The 18,814-nt window shown below is 40.7% G+C and carries 13 protein-coding genes and 1 tRNA gene; 11 read left to right on the top strand and 3 right to left on the bottom strand.

The genetic code is table 11. The features are described 5' to 3' along the window. Nucleotides 1–51 precede the first annotated feature (51 nt). On the top strand, nt 52–894 hold the full coding sequence (locus IJ00_RS13600) for an alpha/beta fold hydrolase (RefSeq protein WP_035153850.1): 843 nt from the start codon (nt 52–54) through the stop codon (nt 892–894). Nucleotides 895–918: 24 nt separating this feature from the next. On the opposite strand, the gene IJ00_RS13595 is transcribed toward IJ00_RS13600, so the two are convergent. Continuing rightward, on the bottom strand, nt 919–1,110 hold the full coding sequence (locus IJ00_RS13595; RefSeq protein WP_046814814.1) for a hypothetical protein: 192 nt from the start codon (nt 1,108–1,110) through the stop codon (nt 919–921). 50 nt (nt 1,111–1,160) lie between these two features. Between IJ00_RS13595 and IJ00_RS13590 the strand changes: the two genes are divergently transcribed. The 7 genes from IJ00_RS13590 (at nt 1,161) to IJ00_RS13560 (ending at nt 14,974) form a co-directional block, all read left to right on the top strand. Beyond that, nucleotides 1,161–1,706 carry a GIY-YIG nuclease family protein gene (locus IJ00_RS13590; RefSeq protein ID WP_035153849.1) on the top strand — a complete coding sequence of 182 codons (546 nt, stop codon included), beginning with the start codon at nt 1,161–1,163 and terminating at the stop codon, nt 1,704–1,706. 194 nt (nt 1,707–1,900) lie between these two features. After that, nucleotides 1,901–2,632, top strand: a complete 732-nt coding sequence (locus tag IJ00_RS13585; RefSeq protein WP_052754459.1) for an LCCL domain-containing protein — start codon at nt 1,901–1,903, stop codon at nt 2,630–2,632. 106 nt (nt 2,633–2,738) lie between these two features. Continuing rightward, a complete protein-coding gene (locus tag IJ00_RS13580; RefSeq protein ID WP_035153847.1) occupies nt 2,739–5,132 on the top strand; it encodes a GH116 family glycosyl hydrolase in 2,394 nt (797 codons plus the stop codon). 944 nt (nt 5,133–6,076) lie between these two features. After that, nucleotides 6,077–9,268 carry a cysteine peptidase family C39 domain-containing protein gene (locus IJ00_RS13575; RefSeq protein WP_201782628.1) on the top strand — a complete coding sequence of 1,064 codons (3,192 nt, stop codon included), beginning with the start codon at nt 6,077–6,079 and terminating at the stop codon, nt 9,266–9,268. A 1,052-nt stretch (nt 9,269–10,320) separates the two neighbouring features. Then, nucleotides 10,321–11,043, top strand: coding sequence for a hypothetical protein (locus IJ00_RS13570; RefSeq protein ID WP_035153845.1), 723 nt, complete (start codon nt 10,321–10,323; stop codon nt 11,041–11,043). Between the two features lie 82 nt (nt 11,044–11,125). After that, nucleotides 11,126–11,599 (top strand): HetP family heterocyst commitment protein, encoded by a 474-nt coding sequence (locus tag IJ00_RS13565; protein WP_035153843.1) that lies wholly within the window; start codon nt 11,126–11,128, stop codon nt 11,597–11,599. Nucleotides 11,600–13,309: 1,710 nt separating this feature from the next. Next, nucleotides 13,310–14,974: a DUF1565 domain-containing protein gene (locus IJ00_RS13560; protein WP_035153841.1), complete on the top strand. Its 1,665-nt coding sequence runs from the start codon at nt 13,310–13,312 to the stop codon at nt 14,972–14,974. Between the two features lie 134 nt (nt 14,975–15,108). Here IJ00_RS13560 and IJ00_RS13555 read toward each other — a convergent pair whose 3' ends face one another. After that, a complete protein-coding gene (locus IJ00_RS13555; RefSeq protein ID WP_035153839.1) occupies nt 15,109–15,402 on the bottom strand; it encodes a DUF3493 domain-containing protein in 294 nt (97 codons plus the stop codon). Between the two features lie 35 nt (nt 15,403–15,437). Between IJ00_RS13555 and IJ00_RS13550 the strand changes: the two genes are divergently transcribed. Continuing rightward, a tRNA-Thr gene (locus tag IJ00_RS13550) sits at nt 15,438–15,509 on the top strand. A 16-nt stretch (nt 15,510–15,525) separates the two neighbouring features. On the opposite strand, the gene IJ00_RS13545 is transcribed toward IJ00_RS13550, so the two are convergent. Beyond that, complete coding sequence (locus tag IJ00_RS13545) at nt 15,526–16,917, bottom strand: cell wall metabolism sensor histidine kinase WalK (protein WP_035153837.1); 1,392 nt, start codon at nt 16,915–16,917, stop codon at nt 15,526–15,528. A 461-nt stretch (nt 16,918–17,378) separates the two neighbouring features. Between IJ00_RS13545 and IJ00_RS13540 the strand changes: the two genes are divergently transcribed. Together IJ00_RS13540 and IJ00_RS13535 are read left to right on the top strand one after the other, a co-directional pair. After that, nucleotides 17,379–17,960 (top strand): hypothetical protein, encoded by a 582-nt coding sequence (locus IJ00_RS13540; RefSeq protein WP_035153835.1) that lies wholly within the window; start codon nt 17,379–17,381, stop codon nt 17,958–17,960. A gap of 184 nt (nt 17,961–18,144) precedes the next feature. Next, nucleotides 18,145–18,642 carry a hypothetical protein gene (locus IJ00_RS13535; protein ID WP_035153833.1) on the top strand — a complete coding sequence of 166 codons (498 nt, stop codon included), beginning with the start codon at nt 18,145–18,147 and terminating at the stop codon, nt 18,640–18,642. Nucleotides 18,643–18,814: the final 172 nt, after the last annotated feature.

The raw sequence follows: 18,814 nt of genomic DNA, 5'->3' as shown, positions 1-18,814 counted from the left end.
CTATATTAATAGTTATTTTTTCATCACGAATCCTGCATCTCTGCATTTAAAATGTCAATAAAAGAACAAGAAATAACAGTAAAATCACTTAAATGGTTTTATCGTGAAGCCGAACCCATTGGTAGAAGTGAGCTTTTACCAGTAGTTCTACTCCATGGTATCGTGTCTCAAAGTTATAGCTGGCGTAATATTATACCAGCCTTGGCAAAACAGGGAACCAGAGCGATCGCCCCCGATTGGATTGGTTATGGTTTCTCAGACAAACCGGAAAAGAGAGACTTTGCCTATACTCCTGATGCATTTATTACTGCCCTGGGAGACTTAATTGATGCTCTAGAATTAGAGAAGTTTTCTCTTGTAGTCCAAGGATATTTAGCTTCCGTTGGCTTACAATATGCCCTACGTCATCCAGAAAAGATTGCCAATATAGCTATTATCAATACACCGATTTCTCCTGCGGCGAAATTACCTTGGAAAATTCAACAAATGGGTTTACCTTTAGCTGGGGAAATGATGACCCAAGACCCCCTTTTAGTTGATAGAACTTTAGAAGGAGGCAGTCGCTATCGCATAGAAGACAATGATTTAGATGTATATCGTAAACCTTTCTTAAAAACCTCGGCTTCCGGTCGTGCTTTACTGAATACCATTCGTAATCTTCAGTTAGAACAAGCGACAACTGAAATAGAAGCAGGTTTGAAAAATTGGCAGCAACCTATCCTAATTCAATGGGGAATGATTGACCCCTGGTTAAATGTACAGATGGCAGAAAGATTAGAGAAGTCTTTGCCCAATGCAGAATTAATTAGGTTAAATAATGTGGGACATTATCCCCAAGAACATTACCATGAAACTATTCTCCAAGACCTGTTACCATTCTTGAGAAAAGTTTAGTTAGGAAGAAAAGGAGGCGATAAGCTAGAGGATTTCTCCTTGGCGATCGCCAGTTAATCCCATAGGTTCGTAATCAGCGATGTATCCCTCAAATGAAGGTCTAAAGCCCTTACTACAAACCATTAAAGTGAATGCGATCGCCTGTACCATGAGATTGAGATGATGATGGAGTGACTCTGTACCGCTCAAACAAAAATAAATATTAATAAATCTCATTTCCCCTTTCCAAACTGTTAGGATAAAAATATTTTTAAAAATATCAAACCATGAGTCAAGATAAGGAATTTCCCACCTTAAATGAATTAGAATATCTTTCCTATATCGACGAGAATGGTCAAGTGACTGAGAATTTTCCCGGAAAAATTGGAGTATACGCAATTTTTAATCAAGAGAAAAATCTACAATTTGTCGGTTATTCACGAGATGTAATTGTCAGTCTCAAACAGCATTTAGTCAGAAAGCCAGATAAATGTTATTGGGTAAAAGCTCACACAATCGAGCGTCCTAACCGTACCATTTTAGAAGAGATTGAAAAAGCTTGGATAGCAGAAAATGGCAGTATTCCCCTAGGGAATGATAGTGACAAAGAAGCTTGGACACAGGCAATTAATGTACAAGCAATGATGACGGAAGCAGAGCAGACAAGTTATGCTCATCCGATGAATGATGACCTAGCAAAAATGAAAGTATTAAAGAATGTTGCCAGACGAGTAGAAGCAGAAATTCTGGCAGTTTTAGCAGCACGAGGATTACAAGCACAAATTAGATTTAATCCGAAGTTGAAAGAAGAAGGTTTACTTGATTTAAAGTAACTATTATCATCTGATATCGACTCATACTAAGTTGCTGTCAGAAATAGTAGCATCTGTACTGTCATTGCGAGCGGAGGGAAGCAATCTCATTATCCTGAAACTATCACGACAGAACGAGATTTAGTATCAGAATAATTTGTCTATTTTTTTCACTTATCAGAAATATTACTCTGTTGATAAAATTGGAGATAAAGATGAGAACAAGAATTTATCCAACTATAATTTTTCTTGCATTATCAATAGCTATTCTTGATTCTGCCATAGCTCAATCTCCAGGAAAATCACCATTAATTACTATGGAGCAAATAGATTGGGCAACAAATGCTGGTAATCTCCGTGGACGTTTAGACCAAGATTTTACATTTATCTGTCCATCTGGTGGTGCAGTAAAAACTGTATGGGGAACAGATATTTATACAGATGATTCTTCGATTTGTAGTGCAGCTGTTCATGCAGGGTTAATTACAGCCAGAAATGGTGGAAAAATCACCATGAGAATTCGTCCTGGAGAAAACTTTTATAATGGGACTAACCGAAATGGAGTTAGTACTCAGGGTTACGGCAGTTGGCAAGGGAGTTTTATTTTTCTGACTGCACAAGGAACACCGATAGTTACTCAACCACAAGTTTTATTATTAGGATGGGGTACAAGTGCAGCGAATCTACGTGGACGCTTAGACCAAGATTTTACCTTTGATTGTTCACCAAATGGTAGTATCGGTTCTGTATGGGGAACAGATACTTATACCGATGATTCTTCAATTTGTAGTGCAGCTGTACATAGAGGAATTATTAATACTAAAAATGGCGGACGAGTGAAAATTAAAATTCTTCCCGGAGCTACGTCTTATCAAGGAACTAACCGCTATGGAGTTAGTAGTCAAAATTATGGTAGTTGGCAGGGAAGTTTCACATTTCTGAAATAACCATCTACCAAATAGTGAGAAACAAAGACGCGATCGCCCCTTTCACTAGCTGAATGTACCTAGGTGTGAGATTATCTATAGCTGAACTTGCTGTAGACATAACACCATGACAGAGCAATTGCCCCCCCAAATCCCTAGTTGCGCTTGGAGTCGTGCCATTGGTATCGGCTGGGATCAGCCCTATACAGTCCGCTATGCCAGTAATATAGATGATGGTCCATGGCATGGAATGCCCTTAGGTGGTTTTGGTGCAGGTTGTATTGGGCGATCGCCACGGGGTGATTTTAACCTTTGGCAGATTGACGGGGGTGAGCATACTTTCGCTAATATCCCTGCTTGTCAATTTAGTGTGTTTGAGTCTGATGGTGAAGTATCTCAAACCTATGCCCTGTCTACAGTTGCCCCGGAAGATGGTAGCCTCTCGGCTTGGCAGTGGTACACCCCCGGTAAAGGTACTTACCATGCTTTATATCCCCGTAGTTGGTATGTCTACAAAGATGTCTACCAAGCACAGTTAACCTGTGAGCAATTTTCCCCCATCTGGGCAGATAACTATCAACAAACCAGTTACCCAGTGGCAATATTTCTCTGGAATGCACATAACCCCACAGACGCACCTATTACCCTCAGTATTATGGTGACTTGGCAAAATACTGCGGGTTGGTTTACTAATATCTTGAAATCCCCGGAGGTACGGGTAAGAGATGATGGTAGCCCGGTATACGAGTATCAGCCTCGGTGGCTGCAAAGTCAAGGTAACTACAATCAACTGCAAGAAAGCGCAGATTACATCGGTTGTGTTTTAGGCAATCATCGAGGGGAAACACCTCAAGAAGGAGATGGAGAATGGTGTATTGCCACTAGAAAACATCCTCAAGTGCAAGTATGCCATCACACTCGCTGGAATCCGGAAGGTACGGGTAATGAAATTTGGCAGACTTTTGCCCAAGATGGTACTCTGGCGAATATTACAAATGCCACAGCTGCGGAGGGAAATGAACAGCTAGGTGCTGCTTTGGCAGTGAAATTTACCCTTCAACCAGGAGAAACCCTAGAAATTCCCTTTGTTTTGAGTTGGGATTTTCCGGTGACAGAATTTGCCACAGGGGTTAATTACTTTCGCAGATACACCGACTTTTTTACCCGTGATAGTAAAAATGCTTGGGCGATCGCCACGACAACCTTAGAAAATTACCCAACTTGGCAGCAGCAAATCCAAACTTGGCAGGAACCCATTCTCAACCGCCAGGATTTACCTGATTGGTTCAAAATGGCATTATTTAATGAACTTTACGATTTAACTGCCGGTGGTACTCTCTGGAGTGCTGCTACAGAAACCGATACCTATGGGCAGTTTGCCGTACTGGAATGTTTAGATTATCGTTGGTACGAAAGTTTAGATGTGCGGTTGTATGGTTCCTTTGCCTTGTTGATGTTATTCCCCCAACTGGAAAAAGCTGTAATGCGTGCTTTTGCGAGGGCAATTTTCCACAGTGACCCAACTCCTCGTATTATTGGTTACTACTATACCATCGGTGCAGACAGCCCTATGGCAGTGCGGAAGGCAGCAGGGGCAACTCCTCACGATTTAGGCGCACCAAATGAACACGTCTGGGAAAAGACCAATTATACCAGCTACCAAGACTGTAACCTGTGGAAAGATTTAGGTTGTGATTTCGTTTTGCAAGTATACCGAGATTTTGTGTTCACAGGGGGAGATGATGTATTGTTCCTTGCCGAATGTTGGGATGCCATTGTTGAAACTCTCGACTATCTAAAAACCTTTGACAGGGATGGTGATGGAATTCCGGAAAATTCTGGCGCTCCCGATCAAACATTTGATGATTGGCGATTACTGGGTATCAGTGCATATTGTGGTGGGTTATGGTTAGCAGCACTCGAAGCAGCGATCGCCATTTGTGATGTTTTACTGACAAACCCGGTGATTCCTGAAAAAAACCAGGAGATTCTGCAACAAAAAGCTATCTACACAGCTTGGTTAAACAAATCCCGTCCCATTTACGAAGATAAGTTATGGAATGGCAAGTATTACCGTCTAGATAGCGAAAGTGGCTCTGATGTCGTCATGGCAGACCAATTATGTGGACAATTTTACGCCCGTTTGTTAAATTTACCTGACATTGTGGCTGGCGATCGCGCCCGTTCTGCCTTAGAAACAGTTTACGAAACTTGTTTTCTTAAGTTCTATGATGGCAAGTTTGGTGCTGCTAACGGTTTACTACCCAATGGTTCCCCAGAAAACCCCAAAGCAACCCATCCCCTAGAAGTCTGGACAGGAATCAACTTCGGTTTAGCTGCATTTATGGTGCAAATGGGAATGCAGCAGCAAGCTATGGAAATTACTAAAGCTGTTGTTACACAGATATACACCAACGGATTACAGTTTCGCACTCCAGAAGCAATTACTGCTGTCGGTACCTTCCGCGCTAGTACCTATCTACGAGCAATGGCTATTTGGGCTATCTATTTGTTGAGTTAAGGGAGAGCAAAGAAGATAAGAAAGTATAGGGAAGGGTGTTTTTGAGATTCACCCACTACCTATTACTCCCTACTCCCTACTCCCTATTCATTACCCCTTACTCATTACTCCCTACTCATTACTCCTTACTCATTACCCCTTACTCCTTACTCCTTACCTAATTTTTTTTGTTCGTTTTTACGGAACAGCAGCATAAGTCTTGAAAGGTATCTTATAACTCCTGATCTAGACTCTCAAATAACTTGATTTTGGCTTGATTTCTATTTCAGTACGTCCAGTATAAAATGTCTTAATTCATGTTTGAGTGCAAAATTAAATTAAAATTTTATTTTTCAGTAGTATATTCCATGAAATAATAATCATTTATCACATTCATGTCAGTATCAAAGTCGTGTAAGTCCTTTCTGATTAACCTTATCGCTGGCAATACTTATAGTGATAGTCACAATCAAAAACCAATCTAGTTGATAAATTTATATAGGGAGATTCAGTAAAATTTTGATAAAGTATCAGGATTTGTTAGTAGTACCAGTTCAAAAGTCATCACAATGCACTATACTATTTTGGTTTAGAGGTGCTAGAGATTCATTCATTCAACTCTACCTAACCAAAGGTTTTACCTAGCCAGAAGATGGAACGCGAAATAGTATCAGGTAGCACTTATTCCTTGGCAACAAAACAGTATGTATTGGTTAGAGAATAGTTTTGGCGAATACTTTCACTATCAGAAAAGCCACTGAGTAACTATAGAGGCAAAATTGGTGATTAAAATTTTGAAAAAATCAGTTTTTTGGCGACTTTTGTTGTGAGGTGAGACTTTCCTCATCCCATAAATATGCGCTGTGATAACCAGAAATATACCGATAGATGGTTCTCACACAAACAGATTGCATTCAAAAAATATACTTTGAATTTTTCAGTACACCCAGCATTAGATATCAACCATGAACTCCCCTCTGTCGTTTAGAGTTCAGGGAGACAACGCTTTTGCAACTAAGCAGAGCTACTCCTCTCCTGATGCGACTGTCCTCAAGTTTATGAGGATGGTGGCAGGAGATACGAGTCTCAATACGAAACTCAGCCAAGGTTGGTTAATGCAAGCATTTCAACTTGGGGATGTAATTCACTCTTACATTCCTGAAAAACAAGTAGATGGAGATGACTGTTACCTCTACTTAGTTTGCCAAGGAAGAGTGCGACTTTTGGGTTATGACTCGACTGTTGGTCGAGAAGTATCAACGCAGTTACTTTTACCGGAAGCAACCTTTGGCGCTGATTTTTGTTTTTTCCCCTGTTCTCTGGCTTATCGAGCGATCGCGGCTAATTCTGTCACCGTTGCTCGTATAGCTCTAGCTGATTGGAAACGCATTGAGCCGGAACTACCTTTACTGCAACAGTACTGGCAACAAGCTACTCAGGAACGTCAAACGCTAATTTTCTTGAAAACGTTGACGGAGCTACGGACTGAGACAAGTCAAACCCTAGGGCGACTATTACCATTACTGTCTCAGACTCAGGTGAGGGCTGGTTGCTCTTTGACGGAATTTGCGGCGGCTGTTCCTGGGCGATTTTGGTTACTCAGGGGCAAAATTGCCGACCAGCAAGGGAAAACAAAACCACTCTCCGTGGGCGAGAGTTGGGGATACCCGGATTTGAACGTACCTGAAGGTATGGCTCAAACGGACTTATTATTATATCACCTTTCCGAGGAAAATTGGGAAGCCGGCGTAGCTATTTGTAGTCAATTGGCAAATCCATCCTCCTTGGTTTCAGAATCTGTCCTATCGGTAGTTACAGAACCTGCAAAGACAGATGCGGTGTCGGTGGTGGCAGAATCTCTTAATACCCAGGAAAATCCACCAACGGAGAATACTCTCCCGACTTCAGAGAATACTCTGATTGCCAGTTTTGAGGATGGGGAGATTGATTTTGTTTCCCCAGGTACTTCCAGATGGTTGAAAGCTGGCTTGTGGCGAGCCTATCCCTTCATTCCCCAACAGGGAAATAGTGATTGTGGGGCAGCTTGTTTAGCCATGGTGAGTCGCTACTGGGGTAAGCGCTTCAGTATTAATAATTTGCGAAATCTTGCCCAAACGAACCAGCAGGGAGCATCTTTACCAGCCTTAGCCCATGCTGCCGAAGAATTGGGCTATGATGCCCTAGCAGTCAGAGCATCCTTACATAAATTAGAGTTACAAACCTATCCGTGGATTGCCCACTGGCAAGGAATTCACTATGTAGTTGTTTGGTATATTCGTGGCGATCGCGTCTTAATTTCCGATCCCGCCCTTGGAAAACGCCCTATCCCTCGTCAAGAATTTATCACCCATTGGACAGGGTATGCATTACTGCTATCACCCACAGAAAGGTTAGATGCCAGGGAAAATGACAAAATCTCCCTCGCTGGCTATGGCAAGGCATTTTGGCGTTACCGTCATTTGTTGTGGCAAATTTTTCTGGCTTCCCTACTCTGGCAATTATTTGGACTCGCAACACCGATTTTTACCCAAATCGCCCTAGATCAGATTTTACCCAGTCAAAGCGTGATGACTCTCAATTGGCTTGCCCTGGGGTTTCTATTCTTTGGTATTTGGCGACTTACCCTGCGGGCAGTACGGCAGTATCTTCTCGACTACTTTGCCAACTGTACTGATTTGAGTATTTTTGGTAGTGTCATTGCCCATACTCTGCGTTTGCCAATGCAGTTTTTTCGCGATCGCCCAGTGAGCGATATTCTGACTCGGATTCAGGAAAACCGCCGCATTCAATTATTTTTCACCCGTCGTGCCATTACGACGACTTTGGATGCTCTGATGGTGGTGATTTCCCTGGGTTTACTGGCTAGTTATAATTTACCTCTAACTTTGGTAGTCATACTGACAGTGCTGCCCATTGTCTGTTTAACCTTAGCTGCTAGCCCCCAACTGAAAACAATCTCCCGCCAACTCTGGCACAAATCTGCGGCACAAACTGTGGCAATGACAGAAATGTTTAAAGGAATCGCTACCGTCAAGACTGCGGTAATTGAGCGTCCTTTGCGTTGGTTATGGGAAGAGCATTTTTCAGAGATGGTACAAGCAAGATTTCGCGGGCAGGTACTCGCTAATAATTTACAGTTAACTAGCAGCTTGGTAAATCATCTTGGTAGTACTGTGGTGCTTTGGTATGGGGCGACTTTAGTCATTCATGGGCAAATGTCCCTGGGAAAATTTGTGGCTTTTAACCTGCTGATTGGCAATGTGATTACCCCCGTTTTAGGGTTAGTGGAACTTTGGGAGGAATTGCAAGAAGTATTAATTTCCTTGGAACGACTCAATGATGTTTTAACTACTAAACCGGAAGAAACCAGCCAAACTCCCTTGTTAGTGATGCCACCTATTCAGGGAGAGATTCGCTTAGAAAATGTTTCCTTTGGTTATCACCCCACAGAAAAACGCCCGACTTTGGCTAATATTTCTTTTTCCATCCCTCCAGGGAAAACCGTGGGAATTATCGGTGTCGGTGGTGCCGGAAAAAGTACCCTGGCGAATTTACTAGTGGGCTTATACCCCCCCCAGTCAGGATGTATCTTCATTGACGGGTACAACATCGCCGAGATTTCCCCCCAATCCCTACGTCAGCAAATTGGAGTAGTTCATGATAATAATTTCCTGTTTTCGGCTACAGTTTGGGAAAATATTAGTTTGTACAACTCTGATATTTCCCTGGAATTGGCGATCGCCGCCGCCAAACTAGCAGAAATTCACGGTTTCATTACCACCCTACCCCTCGGATACAAAACCAAAGTCGGAGAGGGAGGTGTGCAACTTTCCCCAGAACAACGTCAAAAAATTGCGATCGCCCGTGCTTTAGCAAAAAATCCTCCCATCCTCATCTTGGATGAAGCTACTAGCTGCTGGGATTTACATCCTGAACGACGTTTTCTAGGCAATTTACACCGCATTCATCGCCGCAACTATGGCTCACCTCAGCAGACAACTACCCTTATCCTCAGTCATCGCATCAACACAGTTCAAGACACTGACTACATCCTCGTACTTGACCGAGGTATCTTAATTGAACAAGGCACCCATCAACAACTAATGTCAACTCCAGGCTTTTATTTCCATCTGGCTCAACAACAAATACATCTATAAACTTACTAGCATCTCTAGTAACTTTTCACCCCTTGACTCTTACCAAAACTTTAAATATGGATTACATCGCCAACAAAATCTCTTGTTCTCAGCTTTACACATGCCCAGAGTCACCAAGCAATATTTATTCTTTTTGCTGCCAATATCCTCTTATCGCCGGGTATTAAATTATATATCAATCGCAGCAATACTGCAAGACTCAAAAGTTACAAAATAATCGCATTTTTAGTCACTTAATAATGTTATTATTTTTTGCCAATTTCGTGTTTTTGTTTTACCAAAATATTATATTTATGCAATATAATATATACGAAGTAGCCTTTGTAAAATAGGAGTCACAGAGATTATATGGACAAGAATCGAAATCGATAAAGCTAGAGAAAAGTCTCAATTGTTTCGAGCTTTGTTCAATGTAAACCTAAACACATTACCTAAAAATACTAATTAGTCTCAGGAGAATGTTTTAGTATGTTTTCATCGCACGAACTTCGACTAAAATTACAAAAATCTCGTAATTTAAAGAATTGAATAACCAGTATTTCTAACTAACGGACACAAACAAAAGTTGCACAATACGTAAGTGAATACAAAAATACCTTCAGTACATTGGAATCACAAAGGAGCTAAAGAAATAGATGACATTCATTGCAAAAAATAGTATAAGTACAAATGTTGTTCTTGTAGAATGAAAAATGAAAAGGATTTATTTGCGATTGTCATAAAAACGTATTTGTACTTACTTTAATCGGCAAACAGTATTGAGAGTTACATAATTTCCTCAAAAGTAAGCACAATATTTAAGAGGATATAGCTGCATCTACCAAGAGCCAAACGGAGACTTTTCATACCCCTAGTCAGGAATGACGAAAGGTAAATTTTTACTTCAGGCACTGCTTTTTCTTACTACAGTCGCAAAACCCTCAGGGTTTCTCCACAATTCCGGCTAAGTCATCAACAGACTTGAATACAAAGTCAGGTTTCCGATCACAGGTCAGCTCATGGAAAGAATCATCAGGTCAAATGCAGTCGAAACCTCAAAGTTTTCAGTAAGTATGGGAATCAATTCTCCTGCTTCCCTGAAAATGGTCTCTATCTACGGGGGTAATTTAGATACAGCAGTGACTTTCACTGAGTCACCCAGTTTTACCGCTACCCCAGTGGCAAAACATATGGGGAATAGAAGTAAAACCCCATCATCCTTGCAAAGAGTACTGAAAAACCCTTCACCTCTTCCCCAGTTCATTCTGTGCAGCAGCATTGTCTTTTTCTTAATTTTTGTTGCTGGGATATGGATAGGAAAGATAGAAGAAACTAGTCAGGTGCAAGGGACATTTATTCAGACAGAAACCCTGACTCCAGTTCTGTCTACAATTGCCAATAGTCAAATCTCATCATCTCAGGATATTCTTGACCGCGATGAGGTTGTCAAACCAGGACGAAGCATTACCCCACAAACATCCTCAGAAATATCCCTAGTTTTCCTTGCTCATATCCCTCAGGCAAAACTAGGTATTGTTCAAAAATCAAATCTGGTGCGTCTGCAATTTCCCTCTCAGGCAAATTCTCCCACTATTTCCGGCAGAGTCATATCTATCTCTCCTCAAAAAACTCACCACTTAGATGGAATGTATCAGGTAGAAATTGCTTTACCCAAATCACCATTAGTCCAGCCAGAAAATGGTGAAACAGTTGTGTTAGCAATCAATCATTACCGTCCCATCGCCGAGATATTTTGGGAAACCACTACCAATTCTGCCAAAAACAAGAGGGATTAATCAGGTTGACTTTAACCAACAATCTTCTGAGCAATCAATTCACAATCTAGACTGGTTTACTTCATCATCAATCATAAACATCATGCATCAAGAAACACCTGGTAATAGTAGTAACTTTGGCAAAAACCTGAATCCTGAACAATTCGATCAACTAGTAGAAGCAATTCTTGCAGGCAAGTATTCTTGGGCTTGTGTTCTCATGCTGCGTTTTGCTGGCTATAATCCTTTGCATTACATTCCCTACCGCACCTATAACCGTCTCATTAAAGAAAATTCCCAAGTTGGGAGGGCAAATTCTTCACGTCCAGATAATATGAAAATTGCCCACCTACCGACAGAAAAAAGAGTTGAAAAAAGCCTGCCATCTAGTTGTTTAGGAAAACTAAAAGACTTAGCCTATCTAGAAGTAGTGGGTAAACAAAAAACAGAAATCCGTGGTGGCAGTCTACAAAATAATCTGCAACAATTTTTGACATCCCAGGGGGAAGAGCCACAACCATTCAAGGCAAAAACAGAAACAACTCAAGATTTATCTTTGTTTTGTGACTTTAACTAGATAAACCTGGAGTTGTTCAGAAGCTGATAATATCCCTGTCCATTCTCATCTTTGAAAGATGACTATATCCTAACTAATCGCTGAATGGGAAAAAAAGATGTGAGAGTCTATTCGCAATCAGCATTGGTGGTCAAAATCTACTTAGCCATTGACTGGACAGGAATATGATAGAACACTGAGTGAACAGAGTTTGGGGAAAATACCTGATGCTATTTAGTGAGTTAATGTTGCTTGGTATCAACAAAAATTCACATTTCCATAGCTAGGTAATATTTCCCACTCATTTCCCAGAACCAGTCAAGTCAACGAATCGACTACCGACCGAACTTTCGGAGACATGATAGCATGGTGGTCTATTTTTTGAGATTTAAACATCATCCCTTAGACAGAGTTTGGCAATTAGACAGTGAGGAAAATTTATCTTTGTCGAGATAGACGTGAAAGGCTCTCATTTGCTTAACATGATGTTACTTTTTCCAAATAAAACTTTTTGAAAAAAATATCAAATGATGAATTAAATAAACTTTCCTGCTATTTTCTTTTGATAATTTATTTTGGAAATAAATATATGCCAGAATGGCAAATAGATAGAATGTTTTTTATATACATTAGAGACAAGAATAAATTTGAGAAATATGTGTTTTTTTATAAGGAGATATCAATGAATTTAATAAGATAAATAAAATTTGATTTCGGAATGATTGTATTACTTGTGGTGGTTCCGAAGATTATCTGGTCTTAATCATATTACAGAAGGTGTGGTGTCTTCCAGAATATGCTTTAAGAATAGGCGTTGATAGAATAGCTCTTGGCGATCGCGGTAAATTTCTCCCTTATCCGACATTGCCATCAAGACTCTTAATTCGTATCTACATAGTCTAGGAAAAAGTAACTATCATCTGAAAAATTCCAATCTTTTGGGGCATTTTTTTGACATCAGATATAAATTTCATTCCTCCCAAATGAGATTTCCTCTGATTTTAGATTTTCTCAATTCTCTCATGCATAGCTGGAAGTAAAACTCAATTACTTCCAGTTTTTTTGTCAAACAAAACGCCACAACTAGCAAAAAGCCAATTGGGCGCAGAGGAGGTAGTAAGTTTTAAATTTTATTGAGAGTCTTTATAGATTGACTCTCGTATACTATTAGAGATTTTATACTCAGGGTCTTTATATTAGCTGACCCCGTTTGAACAATTACAAGTCTCTCAGATATTTGGGATTTTCTTGATTTCCTAATATTTTTTTTATCTTTTATCTCCTTGTATGTCATTCTGTAACGTAGCATGAAGATAACGTAACATTTTGGGTATAAATCAATATCAGTGTGGCAGGTAAAGAAATTTGTGAAAAAGCGATCGCCCTCAAGAAAATCATCCAGATGGGAATGGTGGGGATGCGTAAGAGGTAGAGAAAGTCATGTGACTACCCGATAGGCACAAAAGACTTTACATATTGAGCTTGATATTAGTTAAATAGTCAAGAGATTTGATTTTTTGTTTGACACCCATGGGAGTTGAGGTAAAAAATCAAGTTTCAGATGCCAAAGTGCTGAGATGGGAAATTCTTTGCTTACCCACAGCACCCCTTAGGGAACCAAAATACTGAGGTACTGGTCTTCGACAATTACACAAGTTACAGTGATGTAGCTGAAAATTAACACTTTTTTCAACTTACGGTAATTAAGTAAATCAAAGACGTAAATAAATTATGAATCATCAGGGCTTTTCTAATCATAAACAGAAAAAAGTTTCCCGTAAAGCTAGTGTATCAGTGGCGTTGACATCTGTTTTACTCGCAGGTAGTTCTGTATTCTTTGCAGGAGTTGTGAATGCTGGAGCAATTAGCCAAAACTCTGCGAATAACCTGATTGCCCAAGCTCCCATCACTAGAGTTATCCTCTACGTCAACCCCCAAACAGGAGCAGATGCAACGGGTGCGGGTACTTCTGCTGCAACACCCTATAAAACTATTACCTACGCCCTCAATCAAGCTCAAGGCAATACAGTCATCCAACTTGCACCTGGTACCTATAGTGAGGAGAGTGGTGAAACCTTCCCCTTGATAGTCAAACCAGGAGTGACTTTAGTTGGTGATGAATCTACGAAGGGGCAAGCAACATTAATTACAGGAAGTGGTATTTTTATCAGTCCCACCTTTGCCCGTCAAAATGTGACAATTCGTGCTGATAAAGATAGTACAATTACTGGTGTGAGTGTAACGAATACCAAAGACAGAGGCACGGGTATTTGGGTAGAATCGGCAAACCCCACCATCAGCAACAGTACCTTTAGCAACAGTATTCGGGAAGGGATTTTTATCACAGGTACAGCCAATCCCAAAATTCTCAATAACGTATTCGTGCAAAACAAAGGTAATGGTATTTCCATTGCCAAATCTGCCCAGGGAGAAATTCGCGGCAATCAATTTCAGGATACTGGTTTTGGGTTGGCGATCGGTGGTAATTCCACACCCCTAATCATCGAAAACCAAATTACCCAAAACAAAGATGGTATTTATATTAACGATATGGCTAAACCCGTATTGCGGAAAAATATCATTCAGAACAACACCAGAGACGGAATCATTGCAACGATTAACGCTTTACCCGACTTAGGTAATAATGAAAACCCTGGTGGTAATTTAATCCGTAACAATGCCCGTTACGATTTGCACAACGCCACCAAAAGTAATAGAATCATCGCCATTGGGAATGACATTGATAGTAAGAAAATTTTCGGTCAGGTAGATTTTATTGCAGGTACAGTTGAGCAACCTCCCACTGATTCCCTTGCCTTTAAAGATGTACCAGCTAATTTCTGGGCAAAACCCTACATTGAAGCTTTAGCTGCTAAAAATATCATTGCTGGATTCCCCGGTGGTGAATTTAAGCCTGATGAACCTGTAACTCGCGCCCAATTTGCGACTATTATTACTAAAGCTCTGGCTCCTGCGGCAAAGCGCAGTGGTATGGAATTTAGCGATGTCGCGAGCAATTTTTGGGGATATCAAGCAATTCAAGCTGCCTATCGTGGTGGTTATGTCTCTGGTTATCCCGACAAAACCTTTAAACCTCAACAGCAAATTCCCCGCGTACAGGTACTTGTTGCCCTGGCGAATGGTTTAGGTTTAACAGCAACAAATCAAAATGCAATAGCATTTTATGCTGATGCCGCACAAATTCCCCAGTATGCCACAGCCCCAGTTGCTGCTGCCACCACACGGCAAATGGTGATTAACTACCCCACATTGAAGCAACTCAACCCCAATCGTCAAGCAACAAGGGCAGAAGTTGCCGCCTTTGTTTATCAAGCAATGGTGAATGTTGGTACTGCCAAGGCAATTACTTCACCCTACTTGGTAAGACTGCCATAAAAAGTAGGGAGTCGGTGAGAGGAAGAGTTGTACAGAAACATAGCCTCATCGCATTTCACAAAAATCCTGATACATATCCCAGTCAAACCAGGATTTGTGAATTTAGGTTAGCGTAGCTTCTCGCAGAGCAAGACTTACGAATTGGTATTACCTCTTCCTTTCCCCCTATCCCTATCCCAACGCCACAAAAACACCATTAAAGCTACAACACCGCTTTGTAATGCAAAATTAGGTAGTGCATGCTCAATATCACGTCCAGCAAGTAACTGTGTGAAAAAAATCATGCCACCAATAAACCCAGAGCCAGCACAGGTGAGGTAGATAAACTTTCGTAATCCTCGATAGGGTGCTGCTGCTTCTGCTCGCAAACGAGCATATTTTTCTGGGTTAGTTTGCTGGAGGGAATTTGGGAGATTTTGTTGTGGCATGATGCTATTGTGTGTTATGATTCCTGATTGTTTGTGCCGATGTGGCTCAGTGGTAGAGCACTCGATTCGTAATCGAGCGGTCGCGGGTTCAAATCCCGCCATCGGCTTAGGATAGAGAGTAATCTATGACTCTAACTTTATCGGTAGAATTACTGAGAAAGTAGTACCTTTGCCCTCCGTACTTTCAACGGAAATATGACCTTGATGATTTTCCACAATTGCTTGGGCGATCGCCAGTCCCAAACCAGAACCAGTACTACTTTTACCTGTACCATGACTACGCGCCGGATCGACTCGATAAAATCGGTCAAATAATTTGGGTAACGCTTCCGAGGGAATACCAATACCCGTATCACTCACCTGAATCTGCAACAGTGGACTGTTGTAACGCAAAACCCGTGTTAGTTCCACAACCACCTTTCCACCTTCTGGCGTGTACCGCAAAGCATTACTAATCAAATTTGTTAACAAACGCACCAATTGATCCCAATTGCCCTGAATAGTAAACCAATTATCCAATAATTCGGGACTAGTTTCGATGGCTGGAGGGTCAAGTAAATTTAACATCAAACTAATATTTTTTTCCCCTGCCATTAATTGCTGTTCCTCCACCACCTCCATACACAGAGCATCTATTGGACATTCCGCAAAACTCTCCCGACTAATCCCACTATCCTGCCGTGCTAAAAATAGCAGGTCATTTACTAACTTACCCAAACGTTGAGTTAATCTTTCAATCAATTTTAACTGTTGGCGATATTGCAGAGGAATGACACTTTCAGCTTCCGCAATTTCCAATTCTGCCAAAGCTACCTGAACATTAGTTTGAATCAGGGCGATGGGACTACGCAACTCATGGGACGCATCCGCAGTAAATTGTTTCAAACGTTGATAGGATTCTCCTACAGGTTCCATAGCTTTTCCCGATAGGAACCAGCCACTCGCAGCAACAGAGATTACCATTAACCCCGTACCCAAACCCAAATCAAAAATCAACTGCCGACTGGGTTTCGTCACCTCAAACCAGGGATGACTCACACGCAGATATCCCAGCACTTGCCGACCAAATTCTACCCTTTGGGTAACTTGTCGCAGCAACAGGGGAGGAGAACTTACAGATACCGACTCTTGTTTTGCTTGCGTTCTCACGACTCTGACAGTTTCCCCTGTACGATTCGAGTGAATGGGAATATCTAGGGGTTCGGAAAAAGTAGACCACAGCAACTTACCATTTGCACTGAACCATTCAATGTCAATATGGTCATCATCAACAGCCTCAGCATTATTGCGAAAGCTAGCTTCGATATTAATCCGAAATTTATCCAAGCTAGAGTTAGTAGGTTCAATTACTAGAGAACGTTCTACCACTTCCACAACATGATTCAAAGTATCGTCAATTCGCTCAATTAACGTACTGCGGACATACAAATACACACCACTGGCAAATAACAGCAAGAGCAAAGCAGTGATTGCAGTGTACCAAAGAGCTAAACGCCGACGAGTTGCTTGAAACATTACCTAGCACTTGCAGTATCGCCAAAAGTACTTGCATCAAAAGCCATAAAAATTTATTTTTATCTCCAGTTTGTATGTATTTTATCACGAATTTATCTATGTCGTCAGTGTGATTACTGACCATTCATCACAGATATTTAAATACAATTCCATATTCTCACTGAAGTTGTATTTTGAGTATACAAGTTACATTCTTGATGTAAGTTTTCAAAGTTTATTTCCTGATTTCAGGAAGGAAGACTGTAATTATAAAGTCGATATTTTCAGGAGGTTATATTTAATTTTTTAAAAACAGAAAAAATATAATTTTCCATCTTGATGGCATTTTTTACGACTCTCAGAGTAACTACGGAATCTCTATCAAACAATTATTCAAAATAGCAAAAGTTTGCACGAGAGATAACGAGAGTTAATCAAACTTACAAAATTCACATAACCTAAACCACGGAGATAATTTTTTCATGAATAACAAATTTTTAGGAATTCTGGCTGCTAGCGCTGCTGTTGTTGGTGGTGTTTTTGCTGCTGCTCCTGCTCAAGCATTAGATGTAGAACTACCTGTTGAAGTTAAGGTAGAGCCTTTTATGTATTTACGTACATACAATAGCTTGAAATTTACAGTCACACCTGGTGATTTAAACGCAACTTTTAAAGATGCAACACCACCTGATTATGTAGAAGGACAAGTAAATACTTTAGATCCTACTGCACCAACTGCACAAAATATTGGAGCAGCAACAACCGTCGAAAAAACTGTTAATCCTTTATACCGCCTTTGGGGTCCATCTGGTGTAACAGCAGATGTAAACGTCACAGTTGTTAACGACCAATTGACACATAAAAACCTTGCAAATGCCGCTACTAATAATAGCGCAACTATGTCAGTGAAAGCTGGCACAGGTGTTCAAACAGGTGTTGCTTTAAGTCCAACTGGCTCTGGTAGAACAGGTTCAGTAACGCTAGTCTTTGATTTTGGTGCAGGTGGTGCCCAAGCTGGTACTTATTCCCAGGGTTCTATCAAAATTACTGCAACTAACCCATAGATAGCTGAACATTGTGTATGACTCTGGTGCAGGTATAGTACCTGTCACCAGTACCTAAAAATAATATTGACTCATTACCTTTATCACCATCAATTCCGGGATCGTTACATTCCCTTAATTAGAAAAATTTGTCCGAATGAACTGCCACAGAATTTTGAAATGTTGCTTGACAGGCATAGCAATTATGGGTAGCTGCCAGCTACCAGTGTCTGCACAATCTACTGCCTCTGCTTGTCAGGCAACAGTTTATGATATGTCCTTCGTTAATTGGCAAACCCCTGTGTTTAAGCCAGATTCGACTGAAGCTTCTAGTAACTATATTGAAGGTAGTCAACAAGACTTATCAACAACCGCACTAACTTTATTATCTAGTTTCACAACAGCTCCTATCATCTGGCGAATGCGAGTTCAAGCCAATGATGTTCTAGCTGCTAAGTCCAATGCTCCTACATATACAGTTTTATCTACAACTGATACTGGAAATCCATTTAAAAAGGCGAAGGCTAACCCACACACAGGTATCAGTGAATTTACCACTTGCTCTGATGGAACTGTAGTTCTGGAAGGTAAATTTACACTAACATTTACCAACTTATCCTTATCAGAAGTAACAGCCAAAACTCATCCTGGAGGAGTAAAAATATGCGTTGCTACACAAAGTACCAACTGCTCTTCACCATAGATTTTTCAGTTTATTGATGTTGATGAATTTTTGTTTCATTGCATATTTGTAGGGTACGTCAGTATGAAAAATTAGCCTTTTTAATCAAGCTAAACTTCGCTAACGTACTCTACAAGCTGATGTTTTGAATAAAACGATTCTCTTAAGACTATACCTTGAGTATTATCATCTG

It is taken from the genome of Calothrix sp. 336/3 (assembly GCF_000734895.2).
In the GTDB taxonomy this organism is placed as follows: Bacteria; Cyanobacteriota; Cyanobacteriia; order Cyanobacteriales; family Nostocaceae; genus 336-3.
Note: the sequence above shows the minus strand (reverse complement) of the source record. Positions and strands in the feature narration are given on the sequence as shown.

Excerpts from the sequence above, each read along its gene's own strand:
- IJ00_RS13565 (WP_035153843.1), top strand. The coding sequence starts at position 11,126 with ATGCATCAAGAAACACCTGGTAATAGTAGTAACTTTGGCAAAAACCTG.
- IJ00_RS13560 (WP_035153841.1), top strand. The coding sequence starts at position 13,310 with ATGAATCATCAGGGCTTTTCTAATCATAAACAGAAAAAAGTTTCCCGT.
- IJ00_RS13595 (WP_046814814.1), bottom strand. The coding sequence starts at position 1,110 with ATGAGATTTATTAATATTTATTTTTGTTTGAGCGGTACAGAGTCACTC.
- IJ00_RS13570 (WP_035153845.1), top strand. The coding sequence starts at position 10,321 with ATGGGAATCAATTCTCCTGCTTCCCTGAAAATGGTCTCTATCTACGGG.
- IJ00_RS13575 (WP_201782628.1), top strand. The coding sequence starts at position 6,077 with ATGAACTCCCCTCTGTCGTTTAGAGTTCAGGGAGACAACGCTTTTGCA.
- IJ00_RS13545 (WP_035153837.1), bottom strand. The coding sequence starts at position 16,917 with ATGTTTCAAGCAACTCGTCGGCGTTTAGCTCTTTGGTACACTGCAATC.
- IJ00_RS13590 (WP_035153849.1), top strand. The coding sequence starts at position 1,161 with ATGAGTCAAGATAAGGAATTTCCCACCTTAAATGAATTAGAATATCTT.
- IJ00_RS13555 (WP_035153839.1), bottom strand. The coding sequence starts at position 15,402 with ATGCCACAACAAAATCTCCCAAATTCCCTCCAGCAAACTAACCCAGAA.
- IJ00_RS13585 (WP_052754459.1), top strand. The coding sequence starts at position 1,901 with ATGAGAACAAGAATTTATCCAACTATAATTTTTCTTGCATTATCAATA.
- IJ00_RS13580 (WP_035153847.1), top strand. The coding sequence starts at position 2,739 with ATGACAGAGCAATTGCCCCCCCAAATCCCTAGTTGCGCTTGGAGTCGT.
- IJ00_RS13600 (WP_035153850.1), top strand. The coding sequence starts at position 52 with ATGTCAATAAAAGAACAAGAAATAACAGTAAAATCACTTAAATGGTTT.
- IJ00_RS13535 (WP_035153833.1), top strand. The coding sequence starts at position 18,145 with ATGGGTAGCTGCCAGCTACCAGTGTCTGCACAATCTACTGCCTCTGCT.
- IJ00_RS13540 (WP_035153835.1), top strand. The coding sequence starts at position 17,379 with ATGAATAACAAATTTTTAGGAATTCTGGCTGCTAGCGCTGCTGTTGTT.